General features: G+C 58.3%; 17 protein-coding genes and 2 pseudogenes. 12 read left to right on the top strand and 7 right to left on the bottom strand.

Translation table 11 applies throughout. The features are described from left to right. Positions 1–643: 643 nt before the first annotated feature. Positions 644–823, top strand: coding sequence for a hypothetical protein (locus DA792_RS22590; protein ID WP_107717499.1), 180 nt, complete (start codon positions 644–646; stop codon positions 821–823). A gap of 51 nt (positions 824–874) precedes the next feature. Beyond that, a complete protein-coding gene (locus DA792_RS00690) occupies positions 875–1,315 on the top strand; it encodes a Mu transposase C-terminal domain-containing protein (RefSeq protein ID WP_254679211.1) in 441 nt (146 codons plus the stop codon). A 200-nt stretch (positions 1,316–1,515) separates the two neighbouring features. Here DA792_RS00690 and DA792_RS00695 read toward each other — a convergent pair whose 3' ends face one another. Then, entirely contained in the window at positions 1,516–1,884 is a 369-nt protein-coding gene (locus DA792_RS00695) for a VOC family protein (RefSeq protein ID WP_107717501.1), read from the bottom strand. A gap of 54 nt (positions 1,885–1,938) precedes the next feature. Between DA792_RS00695 and DA792_RS00700 the strand changes: the two genes are divergently transcribed. Both DA792_RS00700 and DA792_RS00705 read left to right on the top strand, forming a co-directional pair. Next, a complete protein-coding gene (locus DA792_RS00700; RefSeq protein WP_107717503.1) occupies positions 1,939–2,388 on the top strand; it encodes a MarR family winged helix-turn-helix transcriptional regulator in 450 nt (149 codons plus the stop codon). Positions 2,389–2,391: 3 nt separating this feature from the next. After that, entirely contained in the window at positions 2,392–2,631 is a 240-nt protein-coding gene (locus DA792_RS00705; protein ID WP_107717505.1) for an EVE domain-containing protein, read from the top strand. A gap of 1 nt (position 2,632) precedes the next feature. Here the strand turns inward: DA792_RS00705 and DA792_RS00710 are convergent, their stop codons facing one another. The 6 genes and pseudogenes from DA792_RS00710 to DA792_RS00730 form a co-directional block, all read right to left on the bottom strand. Then, positions 2,633–3,700 (bottom strand): urea ABC transporter substrate-binding protein, encoded by a 1,068-nt coding sequence (locus tag DA792_RS00710; RefSeq protein WP_254679212.1) that lies wholly within the window; start codon positions 3,698–3,700, stop codon positions 2,633–2,635. A 12-nt stretch (positions 3,701–3,712) separates the two neighbouring features. After that, a complete protein-coding gene (locus DA792_RS23005; RefSeq protein WP_302665101.1) occupies positions 3,713–3,841 on the bottom strand; it encodes a hypothetical protein in 129 nt (42 codons plus the stop codon). 376 nt (positions 3,842–4,217) lie between these two features. Then, positions 4,218–4,319: pseudogene (locus DA792_RS23415) on the bottom strand (IS481 family transposase); the annotation flags it as partial. Between the two features lie 95 nt (positions 4,320–4,414). Continuing rightward, positions 4,415–5,658, bottom strand: a pseudogene (locus DA792_RS00720) (CaiB/BaiF CoA transferase family protein). Next, positions 5,659–6,066, bottom strand: a complete 408-nt coding sequence (locus tag DA792_RS00725) for a PaaI family thioesterase (RefSeq protein ID WP_254679215.1) — start codon at positions 6,064–6,066, stop codon at positions 5,659–5,661. A gap of 13 nt (positions 6,067–6,079) precedes the next feature. After that, positions 6,080–6,865: an IclR family transcriptional regulator gene (locus tag DA792_RS00730; protein ID WP_107717509.1), complete on the bottom strand. Its 786-nt coding sequence runs from the start codon at positions 6,863–6,865 to the stop codon at positions 6,080–6,082. 148 nt (positions 6,866–7,013) lie between these two features. On the opposite strand from DA792_RS00730, the gene DA792_RS00735 reads away from it, so the two are divergent. The 8 genes from DA792_RS00735 (at position 7,014) to DA792_RS00770 (ending at position 17,220) form a co-directional block, all read left to right on the top strand. After that, positions 7,014–8,573, top strand: coding sequence for an acyl-CoA synthetase (locus DA792_RS00735; RefSeq protein WP_107717511.1), 1,560 nt, complete (start codon positions 7,014–7,016; stop codon positions 8,571–8,573). Between the two features lie 33 nt (positions 8,574–8,606). Beyond that, the gene (locus tag DA792_RS00740; RefSeq protein WP_107717513.1) at positions 8,607–9,743 is read left to right on the top strand and encodes an FAS1-like dehydratase domain-containing protein; all 1,137 of its coding nucleotides are present in this window, start codon (positions 8,607–8,609) and stop codon (positions 9,741–9,743) included. A 40-nt stretch (positions 9,744–9,783) separates the two neighbouring features. After that, positions 9,784–10,269: a TRAP transporter small permease gene (locus tag DA792_RS00745; protein ID WP_254679224.1), complete on the top strand. Its 486-nt coding sequence runs from the start codon at positions 9,784–9,786 to the stop codon at positions 10,267–10,269. Positions 10,270–10,296: 27 nt separating this feature from the next. After that, the gene (locus tag DA792_RS00750; protein WP_107717517.1) at positions 10,297–11,298 is read left to right on the top strand and encodes a TRAP transporter substrate-binding protein; all 1,002 of its coding nucleotides are present in this window, start codon (positions 10,297–10,299) and stop codon (positions 11,296–11,298) included. Between the two features lie 86 nt (positions 11,299–11,384). After that, positions 11,385–12,674, top strand: a complete 1,290-nt coding sequence (locus DA792_RS00755) for a TRAP transporter large permease (RefSeq protein WP_107717520.1) — start codon at positions 11,385–11,387, stop codon at positions 12,672–12,674. A gap of 87 nt (positions 12,675–12,761) precedes the next feature. Then, positions 12,762–14,369 carry a carboxyl transferase domain-containing protein gene (locus DA792_RS00760; protein WP_107717522.1) on the top strand — a complete coding sequence of 536 codons (1,608 nt, stop codon included), beginning with the start codon at positions 12,762–12,764 and terminating at the stop codon, positions 14,367–14,369. A 2-nt stretch (positions 14,370–14,371) separates the two neighbouring features. Further along, entirely contained in the window at positions 14,372–16,363 is a 1,992-nt protein-coding gene (locus DA792_RS00765) for an acetyl/propionyl/methylcrotonyl-CoA carboxylase subunit alpha (RefSeq protein ID WP_107717524.1), read from the top strand. Then, on the top strand, positions 16,360–17,220 hold the full coding sequence (locus tag DA792_RS00770; RefSeq protein WP_107717527.1) for a hydroxymethylglutaryl-CoA lyase: 861 nt from the start codon (positions 16,360–16,362) through the stop codon (positions 17,218–17,220). Before DA792_RS00765 ends, DA792_RS00770 begins: the two co-directional genes overlap by 4 nt. Position 17,221: the final 1 nt, after the last annotated feature.

The following is a 17,221-nucleotide window of genomic DNA, read 5'->3' on the forward strand; positions in this document are numbered from 1 at the left end:
TTCCATCCGCATTATGTGGGGTCTGATGCCAGCGGGGCAGAATCCTACACTTTCATGAGCGTTTTCAGGTTTCCTAGCACTATAAGCTATCCCGCTGACACGGGTTGGTCAAAGATGTAGCCTGTGACGGCGCTGGAGGCGGTGTCTTTCGTTCGATGTTCCAGATGAAGCCTGCGAGTTCGCGCGGCTGAGGTTTGCCAGTGTTCGACAGATGGCGGAACCGCTTGCAAAGCCGGGTTTGTGCTTTCCAATCGATGGCCTTGATCTCTTGCGGCAGATGCGCTGAACGCTTCAGGAACGGCTGCCCCTCTTTTGGGTCTGCACCTTCGCCCATGTGCCGATCGAACCGGGGGGCCTGGAGGGGAAGGGGCGCTCGACACCAACCTTTCCGAATACAACTGGCTGAACCGAACTCATGTAATCTGGTTCACCGGCAGTTTCTACGACACCAATGAGGATGGCCATATGTGGAGTTGGTCTGTGAAATCCTGTGATCGGGACAACCGCGCCTGCACCTATCACCAGCGCGAACGGCGGTAAGGTCCGTCTTGGCCTGATGTAACTTGTCACTTAATTCTGAGACCGCGGGCTCAATGATTTCAGCATGTTGCGCTGGCACGTAATTTGAGACTGAGCCCTTAACTTGAGATTTTTTCTGCTGCATTCTGTGTTCGACAAGTCCGCCTGGCTGAAAGAGCGCGACATTGTGGAGCCGTGGCGTGTCGCCGGTCTTCCTGACAAAGTTCACGTCGACAACGGCGCGGATTTCCGCAGCCGCGCTTTCAAACGCGGCTGTGACGGCGCAGGAATCGCCATTGGCTGACGGCCATCAGGCACGCCGCGGCTCGGCGGGCATATCGAGCGACTGATCGGCATGCAGATGGGGCGGCTGCATCTCCTGCCCGGAACGACCTTCAGCAATGAGCAGGATCTGGGTGACTACGACCCGAAGCGCCACGTGGCCCTGACATTGCGTGAGCTAGAGCGGTACATCGCGCTCGACATCGTCGGTTCCTATCATCAATCGATTCACGGCACCCTCAGTCGTCCACCACTGGCGGTCTGGTGGGAACACGAAGGAGACATCCCGCTCCGGCTACCGGAGGATCGACTGCGGTTCTGGCTCACCTTCCTGCTGGAACAAGAGCGGACCCTGCGGCTAACCGGCATTCATTTGTTCGGCCTGCGCTATTGGTCGGCGGCGTTGAGCGCCGATTTGGGGCGGACCAAACGGCAATTGCTCGTCAAGTACGATCCCCGCGACATCTCGCGGGTGTTCGTCCGCCGCACCCTTGGAGACCCACCATCCGCATAAGTTGGAGGGCAAATCGCTCCGTTAAAGTTGGCTGCGCAATGTTACTAACGTTGCGCGGCCAAATCCTTGACATAGTGGTGGCTAAAGACGCGGTTTTTTGCAGCTGGTCGCGCCGGTGACGAAAAGTCGAGGCTGGTTGTCGTTTGCCATTTTGAGGTGGTTTCCTTTTGTCTTGGAGGCGTTGCCGTGCTTGGCGGCACTCAGCGTTGTGCCGTGTGGAAGGTAAGGGCGTATCCATCGGGATCGCTGGCCACGAAGAACCTGCCAAACGGACCGTCACTCAGCGGGCTTAACACTTTCCCGCCGCGTGCGATGATCTGATCATGGAACGCGTCCGCATCGTCGCAGGCGACCCACAAGACCATGCCGGTTCCCAAGGGGCCGGTCTCAGGCAATGACCGCAATGGTTCGCGAAGGGCCAGAGCGATCGGTTCGGTCGCGAAGATGGCCGCACCGGGCGGGTTGTGATCCCCTGCGGCAAAACCGAACACGTCTTTGTAGAACGCGGTGGAGGCTGCGAGATCACGAACTTGCAGGGCGACAAAGGATGGGCCGATTGGCATTGTCATTTCTTATTCTCCGGCATAATGTAAGGCTCCTTACATTTATATCAGGAACCTGATATGTCAATGCGCAAAATGATCCCAACGGATCGGGAGAGTTGGATCGGCTACGATCTGAAAATGACCCAGCATCGTCTTCGGCAACGGTTGGAGGCGGAATTGAGCGGGACAGGCGTCTCCGCATCGCAAAATGCGGTGCTGCTTGCCATTCGTGGCAACCCTCGGATTTCGAATGCCGCCCTCGCCCGCACAGCCTTCGTGACGCCCCAATCCATGCAGGGTATGCTTGTCACCCTTGAGCGAGACGGGTTCATCCTGCGCACGCCGCACCCGGAGCATGGGCGGATCATCATGACGGAACTGACCGAAAAAGGCCGAACGGCGGCGCAGGCCGGCATGGTTGCCGCCGAGGCGGTCGAACGGCGGATGCTCTCGAAACTGACGGATGACGAGGCCGACGTGTTGAGAGATTTGTTGCAGCGCTGCGCAGATGCGCTTGAGGAGAGTTGAGCTATGGCGTTTTGGATGGGTGTTGCATCGGCGGACCATGCCCGCAGCGGACGTGATGGCGGTTTTGCACAGCTTGGGCACGACAAGCTCATCGCCGTAAAGTCTCTGAAAAAGGGGGGCTGGATCGTCTACTATTCTCCGCGCGAAGGCATGGGGCAGGGCGCAACGGTTCAGGCGTTCACAACCATCGGTCGCGTGACGTCGGATGCCCCCTACCACGCCGCGCAGGGGCGCGGATTTTGATTTAGTTGGTTTCCGGTGTGAAATGCTCGGCCAGATCAGGATTTGCGATCAGGTCACACATCTCATTCTCATAGCTTGGCGCAGCATCCTCGAACGTTTCGACAATGCTGAAACCGTGATCCGCATTACCTTCCGCGATATAAATGTTCTGACGAAGGTGGTGTGAACCGGGTTCCATCGTCACTGTGCCGTTTGGCGCATCAAATGTAATGCCGCTTTCTAGCGCTGTGATCACCGCTTCCGGGGTCGCGTCGCCTGCTTTTTCAACTGCCGCAGCCCAAACGTGGACAGCGTTCCATACATCTACGGCACCGGAAACGATGGGGGTGTCATCACCATATTTCGCGATCCACATTTCAACGAACTCGGCGTTGGCAGGGTTATCCACTTGCATGAAATACCCTTGGCTGGCGATCAGGCCTTCACCGGCCGCCGGTGACACGACAACCTGCTGGTTGCCAGAGCCGTAATTGGACGACACGACGCCGATGTCCTCTTTCAGACCGGCAGCGGCAAACTGCTCCAAGAACCCTGTCTGGTTCGCACCAACGGGCAGAGCCACGACAAAATCCGGACGCGACTGCTGAATTTTTTGAATTGTTGGCGAGTAGTCTGTGACCGTCAGTGCCAAGAAGTCTTCGCCGACGACCTGACCGCCGTTCTGCTCGGCATATTCGTGAATCCAATGCGCAGAAATCGTACCAAAGTTATAGTCCGGTGCCATGATGTAGATATTCGGGCCATACTGTTCGATTGCCCACTTAATCAACGGCTCAAGCTGTTGCGACGCGGACGATCCTGTCACGAATGTCTGTCGGTCACAGGCACCGCCCTCATAGAGCGAAGAGTAGAAGTAAGGAATATTTGCCTTGTGGAAAATCGGGCGGATCGCTTCGCGGGACGAACTGGTCAAGCCTGCAAACATGGCAGAAATGCCATCGCGCAACACTGATGTATTTGCATATTGGGTGTACTTGCTGAGTTCAGACTGCGAGTCGTAGCTGACGACCTCGATTTGTTCACCGAGCAGACCTCCGTTTGCGTTGATGCTCTCGACGGCAAGATCCAAGGCGTTGTCCTGCTAGATGCCGTAGATGTTCAGGCCACCAGTCAGATCGAAGATCGCGCCGACCTTGATATCTGCTGTTGCTGCGGACGCGGTCAGTGCCGCCGCCAGAGCAATCACGCTGGATTTAAGATGCTTTTTCATTTCAGATAGTCTCCCTGTTATTTTTTTACAGGCTGAACATCTGAGGGCTGATTCGACACAAAAAAACGCAACGGAACAAATGTTCAGCTGCGATGCTTGATCATGTCAGGTGCGTCGTTGCACAACTCTTTGTAGCAGGTTGGGATATTCGGTGTCAACTCAGCGCTGGTGGCATCTTGGCTCATCGGTATCGGGTTTTGCCCCAGCAGCAGTTAAGTGCTTGCATCAAAGCTGATAGAGTGGATGGCTCCTGTTCTAACCGGCATCGCAATGCGCCATACGGCAATGATTGATCCACTGTCGACAAGTTCTGCCCCGGCGGAGGGGTACATTTCACCAGACGCGCCAATGCCAAGGCTCGTGCACGTCTCAACCAGTATTCGAACGGGGTGAGGCCTTGCAGCGTCTTCAATCGGCGTGCGTCATTGTCGGCTGCAATGAAGTCGGTGACGTGCGTTTCAAGGTGAGAATGCGCTTCCTTTGGTCTTAGCGCTCCCGTGAAGAATGTGTCCCATAATCCGTCTTTCTGATGGTCACAAGATCAGTAGACCATCAGAATCTGGGACTAAACAGCTAGACAACTATACCTGTTTCACACGTGCGGCCACCAATCACCGCGCGATCTCGCATCCCGTCGATCTTCTCTTCGGAATAACCCAATAGGTCTCGCAGAACCTCTTGCGTGTCCTCGCCCAGACGCGACGGTGCCGTGGCCGCCTTTGGCCCTGCGCCGTCAAACCGGATCGGACCGCGCACCACTTTCATATCTCCGTCCAGCGGATGCGTGACCGTTTCGATCAACCCTTGAGCCGCCACATGGTCTTGCTCCAAGGCCTCGCCAATGGAGAGAATCGGCGCATTGGGGACATCAAACTCGGTCAAACGTGCCAACCAATAGTCCGTGGTGTCTTGGCCCATGCGTTCGTGGATGATCGGCGTCAACGTGTCGCGGTTGGCCAGTCGTGCCTCGTATTTGGCAAAACGCTCATCCTCGATAAGGTCCTCTCGCCCGAGTGAGCGCGCAAAGTTATGCCAAAAGCGCTCCACCAAACAGGCTACGATCACGTGTCCGTCCGAGGTCGGGAAGGAGCCATAGGGGACAATACTGGGGTGTTGCGTGCCTACAGGCTGCGGACTTTCACCCGTAACGAAATAGATTTGCGACAGGTAACCTTGAAGCGCAATGAGGCTGTCGAGCATCGCGATCTCGACATGCCGCCCTTGCCCTGTGACATTGCGCTCATGAAGAGCCGCCAACACGCCGAAGAGCGAAAAGATACTCCCCGCCATATCTCCCATCGGAATGCCGAGTTTGTTCGGTGCCTGTCCGGGTTCGCAGTTCACGCTCATAACCCCTGAGAGCGCCTGAGCGACAATGTCGAAGGCGGGCTTGTTGCCATGCGGGCTTTCTTTCCCGAACCCCGTAATGGAACAATAAATCAGCGCCGCATGGTCAGCCTTGAGCCGCTCATAGCCCAAGCCCAGGCGATCCATCACGCCCGGTCGAAAGTTCTCCAAAACGATGTCGCTTTGAGCCGCAAGCTCTTTGGCGATTTGCACGCCTTCGGGGATTTGAGGTCAAGTGCGATGCTCTTTTTGCAACGGTTCAGGGCGATGTAGTAGTGGCTCATGCTGCCTTGAAAGGGTGGGAAGTTACGGGTCTCGTCGCCGTGCTCAATCGGTTCGACTTTGATGATTTCGGCCCCAAGATCCGCGAGCACCATGCTCGCGTAGGGACCAGACAAGATGCGGGAGAAATCGAGTACTTTGACGCCCGCGAGCGGGCCTTGATACTGCTCTGTCGGTTGCGTGGTCATTTACATGGCCTTTCGAATGATTTTCATGACGGCACTGGCGAGGGCGATACTGCGCTTGCCGTCCACCACTTCGGCGTCCAAAAACAGCATGGAACCGGTCTTCTGACGCAGCACGGCCCGCGCTTCCAAACGCGTGCCGGGCTCGGATGCCCCGACAAAACGCGTATCCATTTGTACCGTAACGCAAGGCGCGCGGTCGGCGGCATTCCACGCAACTGTTGCGATCACCTGATCGAGCAACGCAGTGATCGTCCCACCGTGAACCAACCCCAAAAGATTGGCGTGTGCCTCTGTCGTCTCAAGCGCAAACAGTGATCCACCGTCCGCATCACGCGCCATCTTAATCGGCCCAATTGTCTGCATGAAAGCCCCCGCCTTTAGCGGCTTCCAGTTGCGCTCCTCCCTCATGATCGTTCCTTTCTTATGTTACGTTTGTGATTTGCATTGCTTCGATGTCGTTACGGGTCTCGATCAACGCGCGTGCGAGCTTGGGAATTTCGTCGTTGCTCACGCGCTCGGAGATGCCGATGGCGACGAGGGAACGGATCATTTCTCCGCGCGCGTCGAACATCGGAACGGCGACAACGGTGACGCCGGAGATATAGGTGCCCACATCCACAGCATATCCGCGCGTTCTGGCCATCTCGATTTCGGCGATCCAGTCCGCATATGTCGGCGGGTGATCCCAGACCAACCGCGCGAACTCCGACTTCAACCGGTCTTCGCCAAGGTTGTTGAAAGCCGCGAACAAACGGCCGGTCGCGGAAATCAACGGCGGAAAGCGTGAGCCGAGGTCCACCTGAAGGCGGAATGGCAACGAGGATTGCGACAGCGCGATGACGACCATCTGTCCCGGTTCCGCAAGCTGCGTTGCGATGGTCGTCACCCCATACCGAGACGACAAGTCAGACAAACGCGGCTGGATCATAACGGAAAAGGAATTCTTCTGCAGCGCGGCGCGCGCGAGCGGCAGAATGCCGATTCCAATCGAATAGCGCTTGGTGTGCGAATCAAATTCGACAAGCCCCTCGTCTTGCAACACGCGCAGGATGTGCATGCAGGTGCTTGGCACCAACCCCAACTCCCGCGCCATCGGGTTGACCCCAACCGGATCACTGGCGCGCGCCAAGAACCTTAAGATTGCAACGGCTCGCGTCACTGCGGGCACCTGCCGCTTGGTCGTTTCTTTTGCTTCATTTGTAGACATTGTCAGCCTCATCGTTCGCCATTTTCATTGCCTATATACAATAATAATAGCGTATTGACAATAACATATCCACATCCTTACCCTTGATGTCAACGAGCACGGCATCCCTGGGAGGGGCGAGCCGATGCACCAAGGGAGGAATTTGATTATGGGTCGATTGACCGATTACACGTCCTATGCGGACGCCCAGTCGAAGTTTGCCAAAGAGGCGCTTTGGGACCTTTTTGACGGTACCCGTGAGCAGTTCAACATTGCGCATGAGTGCATCGACCGCCACGTCGACGGAGACAAAGTGGCGATCCGGGTGGCCCATTCGAACGGACGTGACGAGATCATTACCTTTGCTGAAATCGCGGCGCATTCTTCACGGATCGCTCATCACCTCACATCGCTCGGCTTGAACAAAGGTGACCGTGTTGCCGTGATGATCGAACCCTCGCTCGGCTTCTACTGCGCCATCTTTGGCGCGATCAAGGCAGGCTTCGTCGCCGTGCCGATGTTCACCTTGTTCGGTCCTGATGGCATCAAGCTGCGCGTTGGCGATTGCCAGCCCGAAGTGTTTTTCACCAATGCCGAAAAAGCGGCCGAAGCCATCGAAGGCGGCGCGAAGAACGTCACCGTCGTCGACGCGGACTTTCTCGCCAGCCTGAGTCATCTGCCCGACACGTTCGAGTGCGCGACCGCAGGCACCGATCTGGCCGTGCTGCAATACACCTCCGGCACAACCCGCGCGCTGCCCGCCGCCGTGCACCACAATCACCGCTCGATCGTGACACTGATGGTGGCAGCACTTTATGCCACGGGCATTCGACCCGGTGACCGTTTTTTCTGTCCCTCCTCGCCCGCATGGGGGCATGGCCTTTGGCACGGGACGCTTGCACCGTTGGCGATGGGCGTCTCCAGCGGCACGTTCTCGGGCAAGTTCGACGCCGAGCGCCTGTTGAGAGCGCTCAGTGAGTTCAAGATCACCAACCTTACCGCCGCCGCCACCCACTATCGGATGATGCGAAACTCTGGCGTCGCAGAGGACTACACATACTGCTTCGACAAGCTGTCTTTTACGGGCGAGCCGATCGACAGTGAAACAGCCGCGTATGTGGAGCGCATCTTCGGCACGAAAGTGCGTTCCATGTATGGCACCACCGAGATCGGTGTGATCATCGCCAACTATCCGGGTGCCGATGACCTCGAAGTGCGTGATGGCGCCATGGGCAAGGCCGTTCCAGGCGTCGAGGTCGAAGTTCAACGCGACGACGGATCACGCTGTGACCCAGAAGAGATGGGCGAGATGATGGTCAAAAAGGGCGGCAAGTGGTTCCCGACCAAAGACCTCGGACGCGTCGACGTCGACGGGTATTTCTACCACGGTGGCCGCGCAGACGACGTCATAATCTCTGCAGGTTGGACGATCGGTGCCGTCGAGGTCGAGGATGCGATCCTCAGCCACCCCGCCGTCTCCGAGTGTGGCGTGATCGGTGCCCCCGACAGCCTACGCGGCTTGGTGGTCAAAGCGTACATCATCCTCAAAGCGGCCGAGACCGAAGGCCTCACGCAGAGCATTCAGGACCATGTGCGCGCCAAACTCGCGCGCCATGAATACCCCCGCCAAATCGAATTCGTCACCGAACTGCCCAAAACACCGGCAGGCAAGGTGAACCGCAAGATCCTGCGAGACCAGCAGGCCGCAAAGCTCGCTTCGGCTCAGTGACGCCGAAGCTCCCACCATTTAAGGAGAACGAACATGAACGAGATGACACGGAAGTTTCCGAAAATCACCGAAGAGGGTCTCGATGATCTTCGCAAGCGCATTGGCGTAAAGATCGAAAAGACCGTCGAGCCCTGGTGCTATGAAGCCACCCGCGACAACATCCGCCACTATGCCCACGGCATTGGTGATGACAACCCGCTGTGGTGTGACCCCGAATACGCCAAGACCACCAAATACGGTGACGTTATTGCGCTGCCGAGCTTCTTGTTCGCAACAAACCGCATCATCTCCGGCTATGTCGGCGGTCTGCCGGGTGTGCACGCGATGTGGTCGGGGGCCAACTGGAACTGGCACAAGACAATCACACGCAACATGGAGTTCCGTACCGAAGCTGTGCTCAAGGACCTCATCGAGCACGACACCCGTTTCGCAGGCAAAGCCGTCCAGCAAATCTACCATGTGGACTTCTATGACGCGGCGACCGGTGATCTGGTCGCAGACGCGGATAGCTGGTGCTTCCGCACCGACCGCGACCAAGCACGCGAAAACGGCACCAAGTACACAGCGGCCAAAGAGAACGGTCGTAAGGTTTGGACCGAGGACGAGCTCAACGAGTACTACAAGTACTACGAGCAAGAGGAAGTCCGTGGGTCCGAGACGCGGTACTGGGATGACATCAACGAGGGCGACGATCTGCCCACGATGGTCAAAGGTCCGATGACCGCAACCGGTTTCATCGCCTACGCCCAAGGCTGGGGTGGTCTTTACATCCGCGCCAACAAGCTCGCTTGGCAGTTGCAGCAAAAGCATCCCAGCGCCGGACCCAAAAACAAATTCGGCATCCCCGATTGTCCTGAGCGCGTTCACTGGGAAGAAGAATTTGCGCTCGAAGTTGGCGCTCCGGGTGCCTATGACTACGGTCCCGAACGCACATCGTGGCTCACCCAGCAGGTTACCAACTGGATGGGCGATGATGGCTTCTTGCGTCAGGCAAAATGTGAGGTTCGCCGTCACAACCCCGAGGGTGACGTGATTCTCATCAACGGGTCGGTGACCCGCAAGTTCGAGGAAGATGGTAAGTATCTGCTCGAAATCCAGCAACGCGCCGAGCAGCAGGACGGGGAACTCTCCGCCAAGGGCTCCGCCATCGTCGAGCTTCCCAAACGCTAATGGGAGCCGGCGCGTCAACCATAGGGAGGATGGGTTGCACGTGTTTGGAAGCATACTAAAAAAAATCGAGGATTCCCTGCATCTTGTAGGGTGCCTCGGCCTTATTGCAGTCGTGGCGCTGATCAATGCGGACATTCTGCTCCGGTTGTTTTTTAACCATCCGGTGCAGTTCCAGTTCGAGCTCACAGAGCTTTATCTGATGCCCGCATTGGCCACTCTGTCCGTGTCGCGGGTATTCCGCGATGGTGGACATTTGGCTCTCGACTTCATCCCCGAGCTCCCCGGACAGATCGGGCGTTGGATTAGATTCACACGCCTGATCCTACCGGCTGCCTTCTTCGGTGCCGTGACTTACATGTCCGGACGCTTTGCGTTGCACGCATTCGTCAACTCAGACGTGGAATTCGGTGTCGTCGATTGGCCACTCGGATGGGCCTATGCCGTCGCCCCGCTGGGGTTCGGAATTCTGGCGCTGCGCCTCTTTCACGACGCTTTCGCAAAAGAGGTGCGTGTTCCAACAGATTAAAAATATCGTTTCAGGGAGGAGACAGATATGACTATCGCAAAAAACCTATTCGCCACTTTGGCAAGCGTCGCGGCTCTGTGCGCCACGACGGCCCACGCAGAAACCTTAAGCCTCGGGGATTTTCAATCCACAAGCCACATTGTGTCTGTCGAGGGCACAAGCAAATGGATGGCCGCAGTTGAAGAAGCCACCGACGGTGCAATCACCTTCAACCACTTTCCCTCGCAACAAGCGGCCAAGGCCAAAGCGCAGCTTGATGCCGTCAAAAGCGGCATCCTTGACGCCGCTCTGTTGGGGGCCTCTTATCACGCGGAGACAATGCCGTTGAATTCCGTGATCGGCCTTCCCGGCTATTACGGGTCGGCTGTAACGGGCACGATTGCACTGCAGGAAATGCTCGCCGAAGGCCCCCTGCGTGACGAAGTTCTGGCGGCTGGCGTGACGCCGATCTTCGGCTTTACGCTACCGCCGTACCAAGTCCTCGCCAAAAAACGCCTCGGCGCAACGTCCGACTGGAATGCGCTTGACGTGCGCACCTCCGGCGCGACACAGGCCATGACGGCCCGCGATCTGGGTGCTGTCGGGATCTCGATCCCTGGCCCAGAGGTCTACACTGCCGTTGAACGCGGTCGCCTTGATGCGGTTCTGTTCCCGCTGGCGTCGGTGCCCGGATACAAGCTGAACGAAGTCGTAAGTCACATTTCGACCAACGGCTCTTTTGGTGGCTACAGCTTCATCATGGTGGTGCGCTCCGAGGTCTTCGACACCCTCGACGCGGACGTGCAAAAGACAATGGTCACTCTCGGTTCCGAGGTCGCAACCCATGTGGCCCAAGTGCAAGACGACATTGTTCTCTCTCTGATTGATGAATGGAAGGCCGAAGGGATCGACACCTACAGCTTTACGGAGGCCGAGCTTGATGAACTCCGCACCAGCATGTCGCCCGTGTCTACCGATTGGGTCACCCGCATGGGCGGCGAGAACGCGCAAGAGGTGCTCGAAATCTATAGCACCCTGACTGCCCAGTAACGCAAGGCTCAGTTACGACACATCGAGTGGCCGGCCGTTGCGCCGACCACTCTCCCCCCACGTCCTCAGGGAGCTCGCACCGTCCAATGCTGACATTTGCCGCTATTTTGGCCCTTCTGGCTTTGTTCATGATCTTTCGAATGCCGATCGCATTCGCCATGGGCTTGACTGGGTTTCTCGGCCTCGCAATCCAACTCGGCCCGCGCCCCGCGTTTGCCGTGTTGGAGCGCACTTTCTTCGACAGCTCAGCCTCTTTCATTCTTGTGGCCATCCCGCTTTTTATCCTGATGGCAGAACTCTTGACCGCCGGTGATGTCACCCGTCGCGCCATCATTGCCTGTCAGGCATGGATCGGCCACGTTAAAGGCGGACTTGCGATGGCCACCGTCGGAGCTTCTGTCATTCTCGCCGCCCTCGTCGGCAGTTCGACGGCCTCCACCGCCGCGATGGCCTCTTCGGCCTTTCCGCAGATGCGCGATCACAACTATTCTCAACGTCTCGCCGCAGCCGTCGTGTCTGTGGGCGGCACGCTGGCTGTCGTTGTCCCGCCTTCGATCGTCCTGGTCGTCTACGGCGTGCTTACCGAGACCTCAATTGGCAAACTGTTCATTGCAGGCATCATTCCCGGCATACTAACAGCGCTTGGGCTAGCCGTGGTGATCAAGCTCATCGCCCACACCACTGACCAAGCCCCAAAAGGCGATCCGTTTCATCTCAAAACTGCCGTAAAATCCAGCCGCCATGTCTTTCCGATGGTTGCGTTGATGATCCTCGTGATCGGCGCGATCTACGCCGGCATCGCGTCACCCTCAGAAGCCGCAGCGCTCGGTGTCATGGGATCTCTGGTCATCGTTTTGCTGCAACGCACCTTGTCTTTTGCGGCGTTCAATCACTCGGTCTCTCGCGCCATCCGTGCGACCGTTATGATTGTGGCCATTGTCGCCTGTTCTGCGATCTTCTCCAACTATCTCGCCTTCACCCGCATCACTCACACATTGTTGGAATTTGTAGCAAACACCGAGATGTCACGCGTATCGATCATGGCGATCATCATCCTGGCGCTGTTGATCATGGGCATGTTCATGGACCAACTCGCAATTCTTTCGCTGGCCATGCCGCTCGCGTTTCCCACCGCGATGGCACTCGATTACGACGCCGTGTGGTTCGGGATCGTGGTGACCAAAACCGTGGAAATTGGACTCTTGACCCCACCACTTGGGTTGAACGCCTATGTTGCGGCGGCCCAGACGGGCGTGCCACTGGGCAAGATTTTCCGCGGCATCCTGCCCTTCCTAGCGATGGAGATTGTGGTCCTGTTGATCCTGCTCTCCTTCCCCGAACTGACCTTGTGGCTCCCGAGCCTGATGTCGTCCTAAACGACACTTAACCCAATCCGACGGCCCCCCTCCTGCGCGCTATGCGTGCAGAAGGGGGAGGTTTGCCCCCCACGACAGGAGAGACGAATGACAATATTGCGCAGTAGCATCGCCTCGGGATCGCCCGCGTTCGCCGAGAACCGAACCGCAATGGAGGCCCATTACGCTGAGATCGAAATCGAGGCCATGCGCGTGATGCAAGGTGGTTCGCAAGCCTCACGCAGCCGCCACGAAGCCCGCGGCAAACTCCTGCCGCGCGACCGCATTGCTGGCCTACTCGATCCCGGATCATCCTTTTTGGAAGTGGGTCTTTTTGCCGCCAGCGGGCACTACAATGACGAGATTCCCGCAGCAGGGGCTATTGCGGGCATTGGACGCGTCGAGGGGCGGGATTGCATGATCTTGTGCAACGATGCGACGGTAAAGGGCGGCACCTATTTCCCGCTGACGGTCAAGAAGCACCTGCGCGCGCAAGAGATTGCCGAGGAGTGCGAACTGCCTTGTCTCTACCTCGTCGACAGTGGCGGCGCGAACCTCAACAACCAAGACGAAGTGTTTCCTGACCGTGACCACTTTGGTCGCATTTTTTACAACCAGGCCCGCATGAGCGCCAAAGGCATCGCGCAAATCGCGGTTGTTATGGGATCATGCACCGCCGGCGGCGCCTATGTCCCCGCGATGAGTGATCAGACCATTATCGTGCGCGAGCAAGGCACGATTTTCCTCGCGGGTCCGCCACTTGTGAAGGTGGCGACAGGTGAGGAAATCGACGCCGAAACTCTGGGCGGGGGCGATACGCATACGCGCTTGTCAGGCGTTGCCGACTATCTGGCCGACGATGACCGCCATGCTCTGGCGCTCGCCCGCGAGATCATCGCAAACCTCGGTCCTGCACCGCGTCCCAATATCGACCTCAAGACGCCTCGTGCCCCGCTTTTTCCTGCCGACGACATTATGGGCATCGTGCCCGCCAACGACAAATCGCCCTATGATGTGCGTGAAATCATCGCACGGATCGTGGACGGATCGGACTTTTCCGAATTCAAACCGCGCTATGGCAATACTTTGGTCACGGGGTTTGCCCATATCGACGGCGTGCCGGTCGGCATCATCGCCAACAACGGCGTGCTGTTTTCGGAAAGCTCCCTCAAAGGCGCACACTTCATTGAGCTGTGTTGCCAGCGCAAAATTCCGCTCCTGTTCCTACAAAACATCACCGGCTTCATGGTTGGATCAAAATACGAGGCAGGCGGGATTGCAAAGGACGGCGCGAAACTTGTCAACGCAGTATCCACCGCGGACGTCCCCAAGATCACCGTCATCATTGGCGGCTCTTATGGCGCAGGCAACTACGGCATGTGCGGGCGTGCTTTCGGCCCGAACTTTGTGTGGATGTGGCCCAATGCGCGGATTTCCGTGATGGGCGGTGCGCAAGCATCCGGCGTGCTCGCAGGCGTCAAACGCGCAGGGATCGAGGCCAAGGGCGGAACGTGGTCACAGGAAGACGAGGACGAATTCAAACGTCCGACCATCGAGATGTTCGACCGTCAATCGCGCCCGCTCTACGCCTCAGCACGGCTGTGGGACGACGGAATCATTGATCCGCGTAAAACCCGAGACGTCATTGCGCTTTCACTACGGGCAACGCTCAACGCGCCCGTTAAAGAGACCTCCTTCGGCCTGTTCAGGATGTGATCATGACCCCACCATTTGCAAAAATACTGATCGCCAACCGTGGCGAAATCGCATGTCGCGTCATCAAAACCGCCCGTCGTATGGGTGTCCAAACTGTGGCTGTGTTCTCCGACGCCGATCGCCATGCGTTGCATGTCGAGTTGGCCGATGAAGCCGTGCACATCGGTGCCTCCCCTGTAGGCGAAAGCTACCTTGTGGGCGACCGCATCATTGCAGCGGCCGTAGACACAGGCGCCGAAGCCATCCATCCAGGCTACGGTTTCCTCTCCGAGAACCCCGACTTCGTAGATGCCGTCGAAGCGGCCGGACTTGCCTTCATCGGCCCGTCGGCACGCGCGATCCGCGCCATGGGCCTCAAGGATGCGGCCAAAGACCTGATGGAGGAGGCGGGCGTACCCGTCGTTCCCGGCTATCAAGGTGCGAACCAAGACCCTGACTTCCTCGCCAACGAGGCCGCACAGATCGGTTACCCCGTTCTGATCAAGGCCCGTGCAGGCGGGGGTGGTAAGGGCATGCGCAAAGTGGATCGCCCAGAAGATTTTCGCGACGGTCTGGCCTCTGCAGTTCGCGAGGGCCAATCCGCATTCGGAGACCCACATGTTCTGATCGAGAAATTCATTACGTCTCCGCGGCACATCGAAGTGCAGGTTTTCGGGGACAACTACGGCAACGCAGTCCATCTGTTTGAACGTGACTGTTCGCTGCAGCGCCGTCACCAAAAGGTCATCGAGGAGGCCCCGGCCCCGGACATGACCGAAGAGGTGCGCGCGGCCATGACTGACGCCGCCGTAATGGCCGCAAAGGCCATCGACTATGCGGGCGCGGGCACCATCGAGTTCATCGTCGACGGATCAGGTCCGCTGCGCACAGACGGCTTTTGGTTCATGGAAATGAACACGCGCCTTCAGGTCGAACACCCCGTGACGGAAGCCATCACCGGCGTCGATCTCGTGGAGTGGCAACTGCGCGTGGCCGCAGGGGAGCCTCTGCCTGTTGCGCAATCCGACCTGTCGATCAACGGGCACGCGTTTGAGGCACGCCTCTACGCCGAAGACCCCGTGAACGGCTTTTTGCCAGCGACAGGGACACTCGACCACCTCTCCTTCTCAGACGCCGCCCGCAATGACACAGGCGTGCGCACCGGCGACAACATCAGCCCGTTCTACGATCCGATGATTGCTAAGGTCATCACCCATGGCGAAGACCGCTCCGAGGCGCTGGGGCGGTTGGTCCATGCGCTGCGCGGCACCCATGTTGCGGGAACCACGACCAACGCCGAGTTCCTCACCACGCTGGCACTGCACGAAGGATTTCAGACATGCCAGTTCGATACCGGACTGATCGAGCGCGATCTCGACGCGCTGACAACTCCCGCGCCGACCTCCGAAATCCATCTGGCCTTTGCAGCCATTGCGGGCCTCGGCATTGATCCCCAAAACCCCCGTTTAGGTTGGCGCCTTTGGGGGGACGCATCGCATCACGTTCTCTTACGCCAAGGCCCTGAACTTCACGAACGCCGCTTGATCTTGCATGCGGATGGGGCAATCACCTTGGCCGGTGGCGAAGAGGCTCTAACCCTGCGTAATCTTACCCTCGAGGGGGCGCATGTCCGCGCCCGCACTGGCCCAACGAATGCGCAAGTTGAAGCCTGGATCATCCTCACACCAACTCCAGATGGGCTCTCGGCTTCTGTCCGTACGGGCGGCACTGTCCGCGATTTCCTGCTCTTTGATCCACGGGCGGGCCGCGCCGCCGATCTTGATCAGGGGCACGCGGTGGTGGCGCCCATGACAGGCACGATTGTGGCACTCGACGCCGCAGTCGGAGACACGGTGGCGGCGGGCGAAAAGCTCGGCGTCATCGAGGCGATGAAGATGGAAACCGCGCTGACCGCGCCACGCGCGGGCCGTATCGCCAGTGTGCTCTGCGCGGCGGGCAGTCAGGTCGAAGGCGGCGCTATCCTTGTCACACTTGAAGACGAGGAGACCACATGAGCGACCATATTCGTGTCTACGAAGTAGGCCCCCGCGACGGCTTGCAAAACGAAAAGGCCCTCATCCCGACGGCGGCGAAGATCGGGCTTGTCGACATCTTGTCAACGGCGGGGTTCGAGAAGATCGAAGCCACAAGTTTCGTCTCCCCCAAATGGGTGCCGCAACTGGCCGATGCCCGCGATGTCATGGATGGGATCTCTCGGGTGCCGACCGTGGACTATGCTGTTTTGACCCCGAACCTCAAAGGCTTCGAAATGGCACGCGCGGCGGGTGCGGACGAAGTTGCGATCTTCGCGTCCGCCTCCGAAGGGTTCAGTCAACACAACATCAACTGCTCCATTTCCGAGAGCCTTGAGCGGTTCACCCCCCTCATGGACGCCGCCCGCGATGCGGGCATCCCTGTGCGCGGCTACGTCTCCTGCGTGGTGGCCTGTCCCTATGATGGCGCTGTCGCACCCGAAGCTGTGCGTGATGTGGCTCACGCTCTCAAACAGATGGGCTGTTACGAGATCTCCCTCGGCGACACCATCGGAGCTGGCACTCCCGAAAGCGTGTCTCGAATGCTCAAGACAGTGCTCGAACGCATTCCTGCGCAGAGCCTCGCGGGACACTTTCACGACACGGGCGACACCGCGCTCGGCAATGTAGAGGCATCTCTTGATCTCGGCTTGCGCACATTTGACAGCGCGGTCGGCGGCCTGGGTGGTTGCCCCTATGCCCCTGGCGCGAAGGGGAACCTTTCGACCCTTACCTTGGTGGAGCGCCTAGCCTCACTCGGCTACGACACGGGCATTGACATAGACGTCCTGCGCGCTGCTGAACGCCTTGTAAGCGACATGACCAAACTGACAGTATGAG

The sequence above is a fragment of the Celeribacter baekdonensis genome, from assembly GCF_003047105.1.
Lineage (GTDB): Bacteria > Pseudomonadota > Alphaproteobacteria > Rhodobacterales > Rhodobacteraceae > Celeribacter > Celeribacter baekdonensis_B.

Excerpts from the sequence above, each read along its gene's own strand:
- DA792_RS00690 (WP_254679211.1), top strand. The coding sequence starts at position 875 with ATGCAGATGGGGCGGCTGCATCTCCTGCCCGGAACGACCTTCAGCAAT.
- DA792_RS00695 (WP_107717501.1), bottom strand. The coding sequence starts at position 1,884 with ATGACAATGCCAATCGGCCCATCCTTTGTCGCCCTGCAAGTTCGTGAT.
- DA792_RS00700 (WP_107717503.1), top strand. The coding sequence starts at position 1,939 with ATGTCAATGCGCAAAATGATCCCAACGGATCGGGAGAGTTGGATCGGC.
- DA792_RS00705 (WP_107717505.1), top strand. The coding sequence starts at position 2,392 with ATGGCGTTTTGGATGGGTGTTGCATCGGCGGACCATGCCCGCAGCGGA.
- DA792_RS23005 (WP_302665101.1), bottom strand. The coding sequence starts at position 3,841 with ATGAAAAAGCATCTTAAATCCAGCGTGATTGCTCTGGCGGCGGCACTG.
- DA792_RS00725 (WP_254679215.1), bottom strand. The coding sequence starts at position 6,066 with ATGAGGGAGGAGCGCAACTGGAAGCCGCTAAAGGCGGGGGCTTTCATG.
- DA792_RS00730 (WP_107717509.1), bottom strand. The coding sequence starts at position 6,865 with ATGTCTACAAATGAAGCAAAAGAAACGACCAAGCGGCAGGTGCCCGCA.
- DA792_RS00735 (WP_107717511.1), top strand. The coding sequence starts at position 7,014 with ATGGGTCGATTGACCGATTACACGTCCTATGCGGACGCCCAGTCGAAG.
- DA792_RS00740 (WP_107717513.1), top strand. The coding sequence starts at position 8,607 with ATGAACGAGATGACACGGAAGTTTCCGAAAATCACCGAAGAGGGTCTC.
- DA792_RS00750 (WP_107717517.1), top strand. The coding sequence starts at position 10,297 with ATGACTATCGCAAAAAACCTATTCGCCACTTTGGCAAGCGTCGCGGCT.
- DA792_RS00755 (WP_107717520.1), top strand. The coding sequence starts at position 11,385 with ATGCTGACATTTGCCGCTATTTTGGCCCTTCTGGCTTTGTTCATGATC.
- DA792_RS00760 (WP_107717522.1), top strand. The coding sequence starts at position 12,762 with ATGACAATATTGCGCAGTAGCATCGCCTCGGGATCGCCCGCGTTCGCC.
- DA792_RS00765 (WP_107717524.1), top strand. The coding sequence starts at position 14,372 with ATGACCCCACCATTTGCAAAAATACTGATCGCCAACCGTGGCGAAATC.
- DA792_RS00770 (WP_107717527.1), top strand. The coding sequence starts at position 16,360 with ATGAGCGACCATATTCGTGTCTACGAAGTAGGCCCCCGCGACGGCTTG.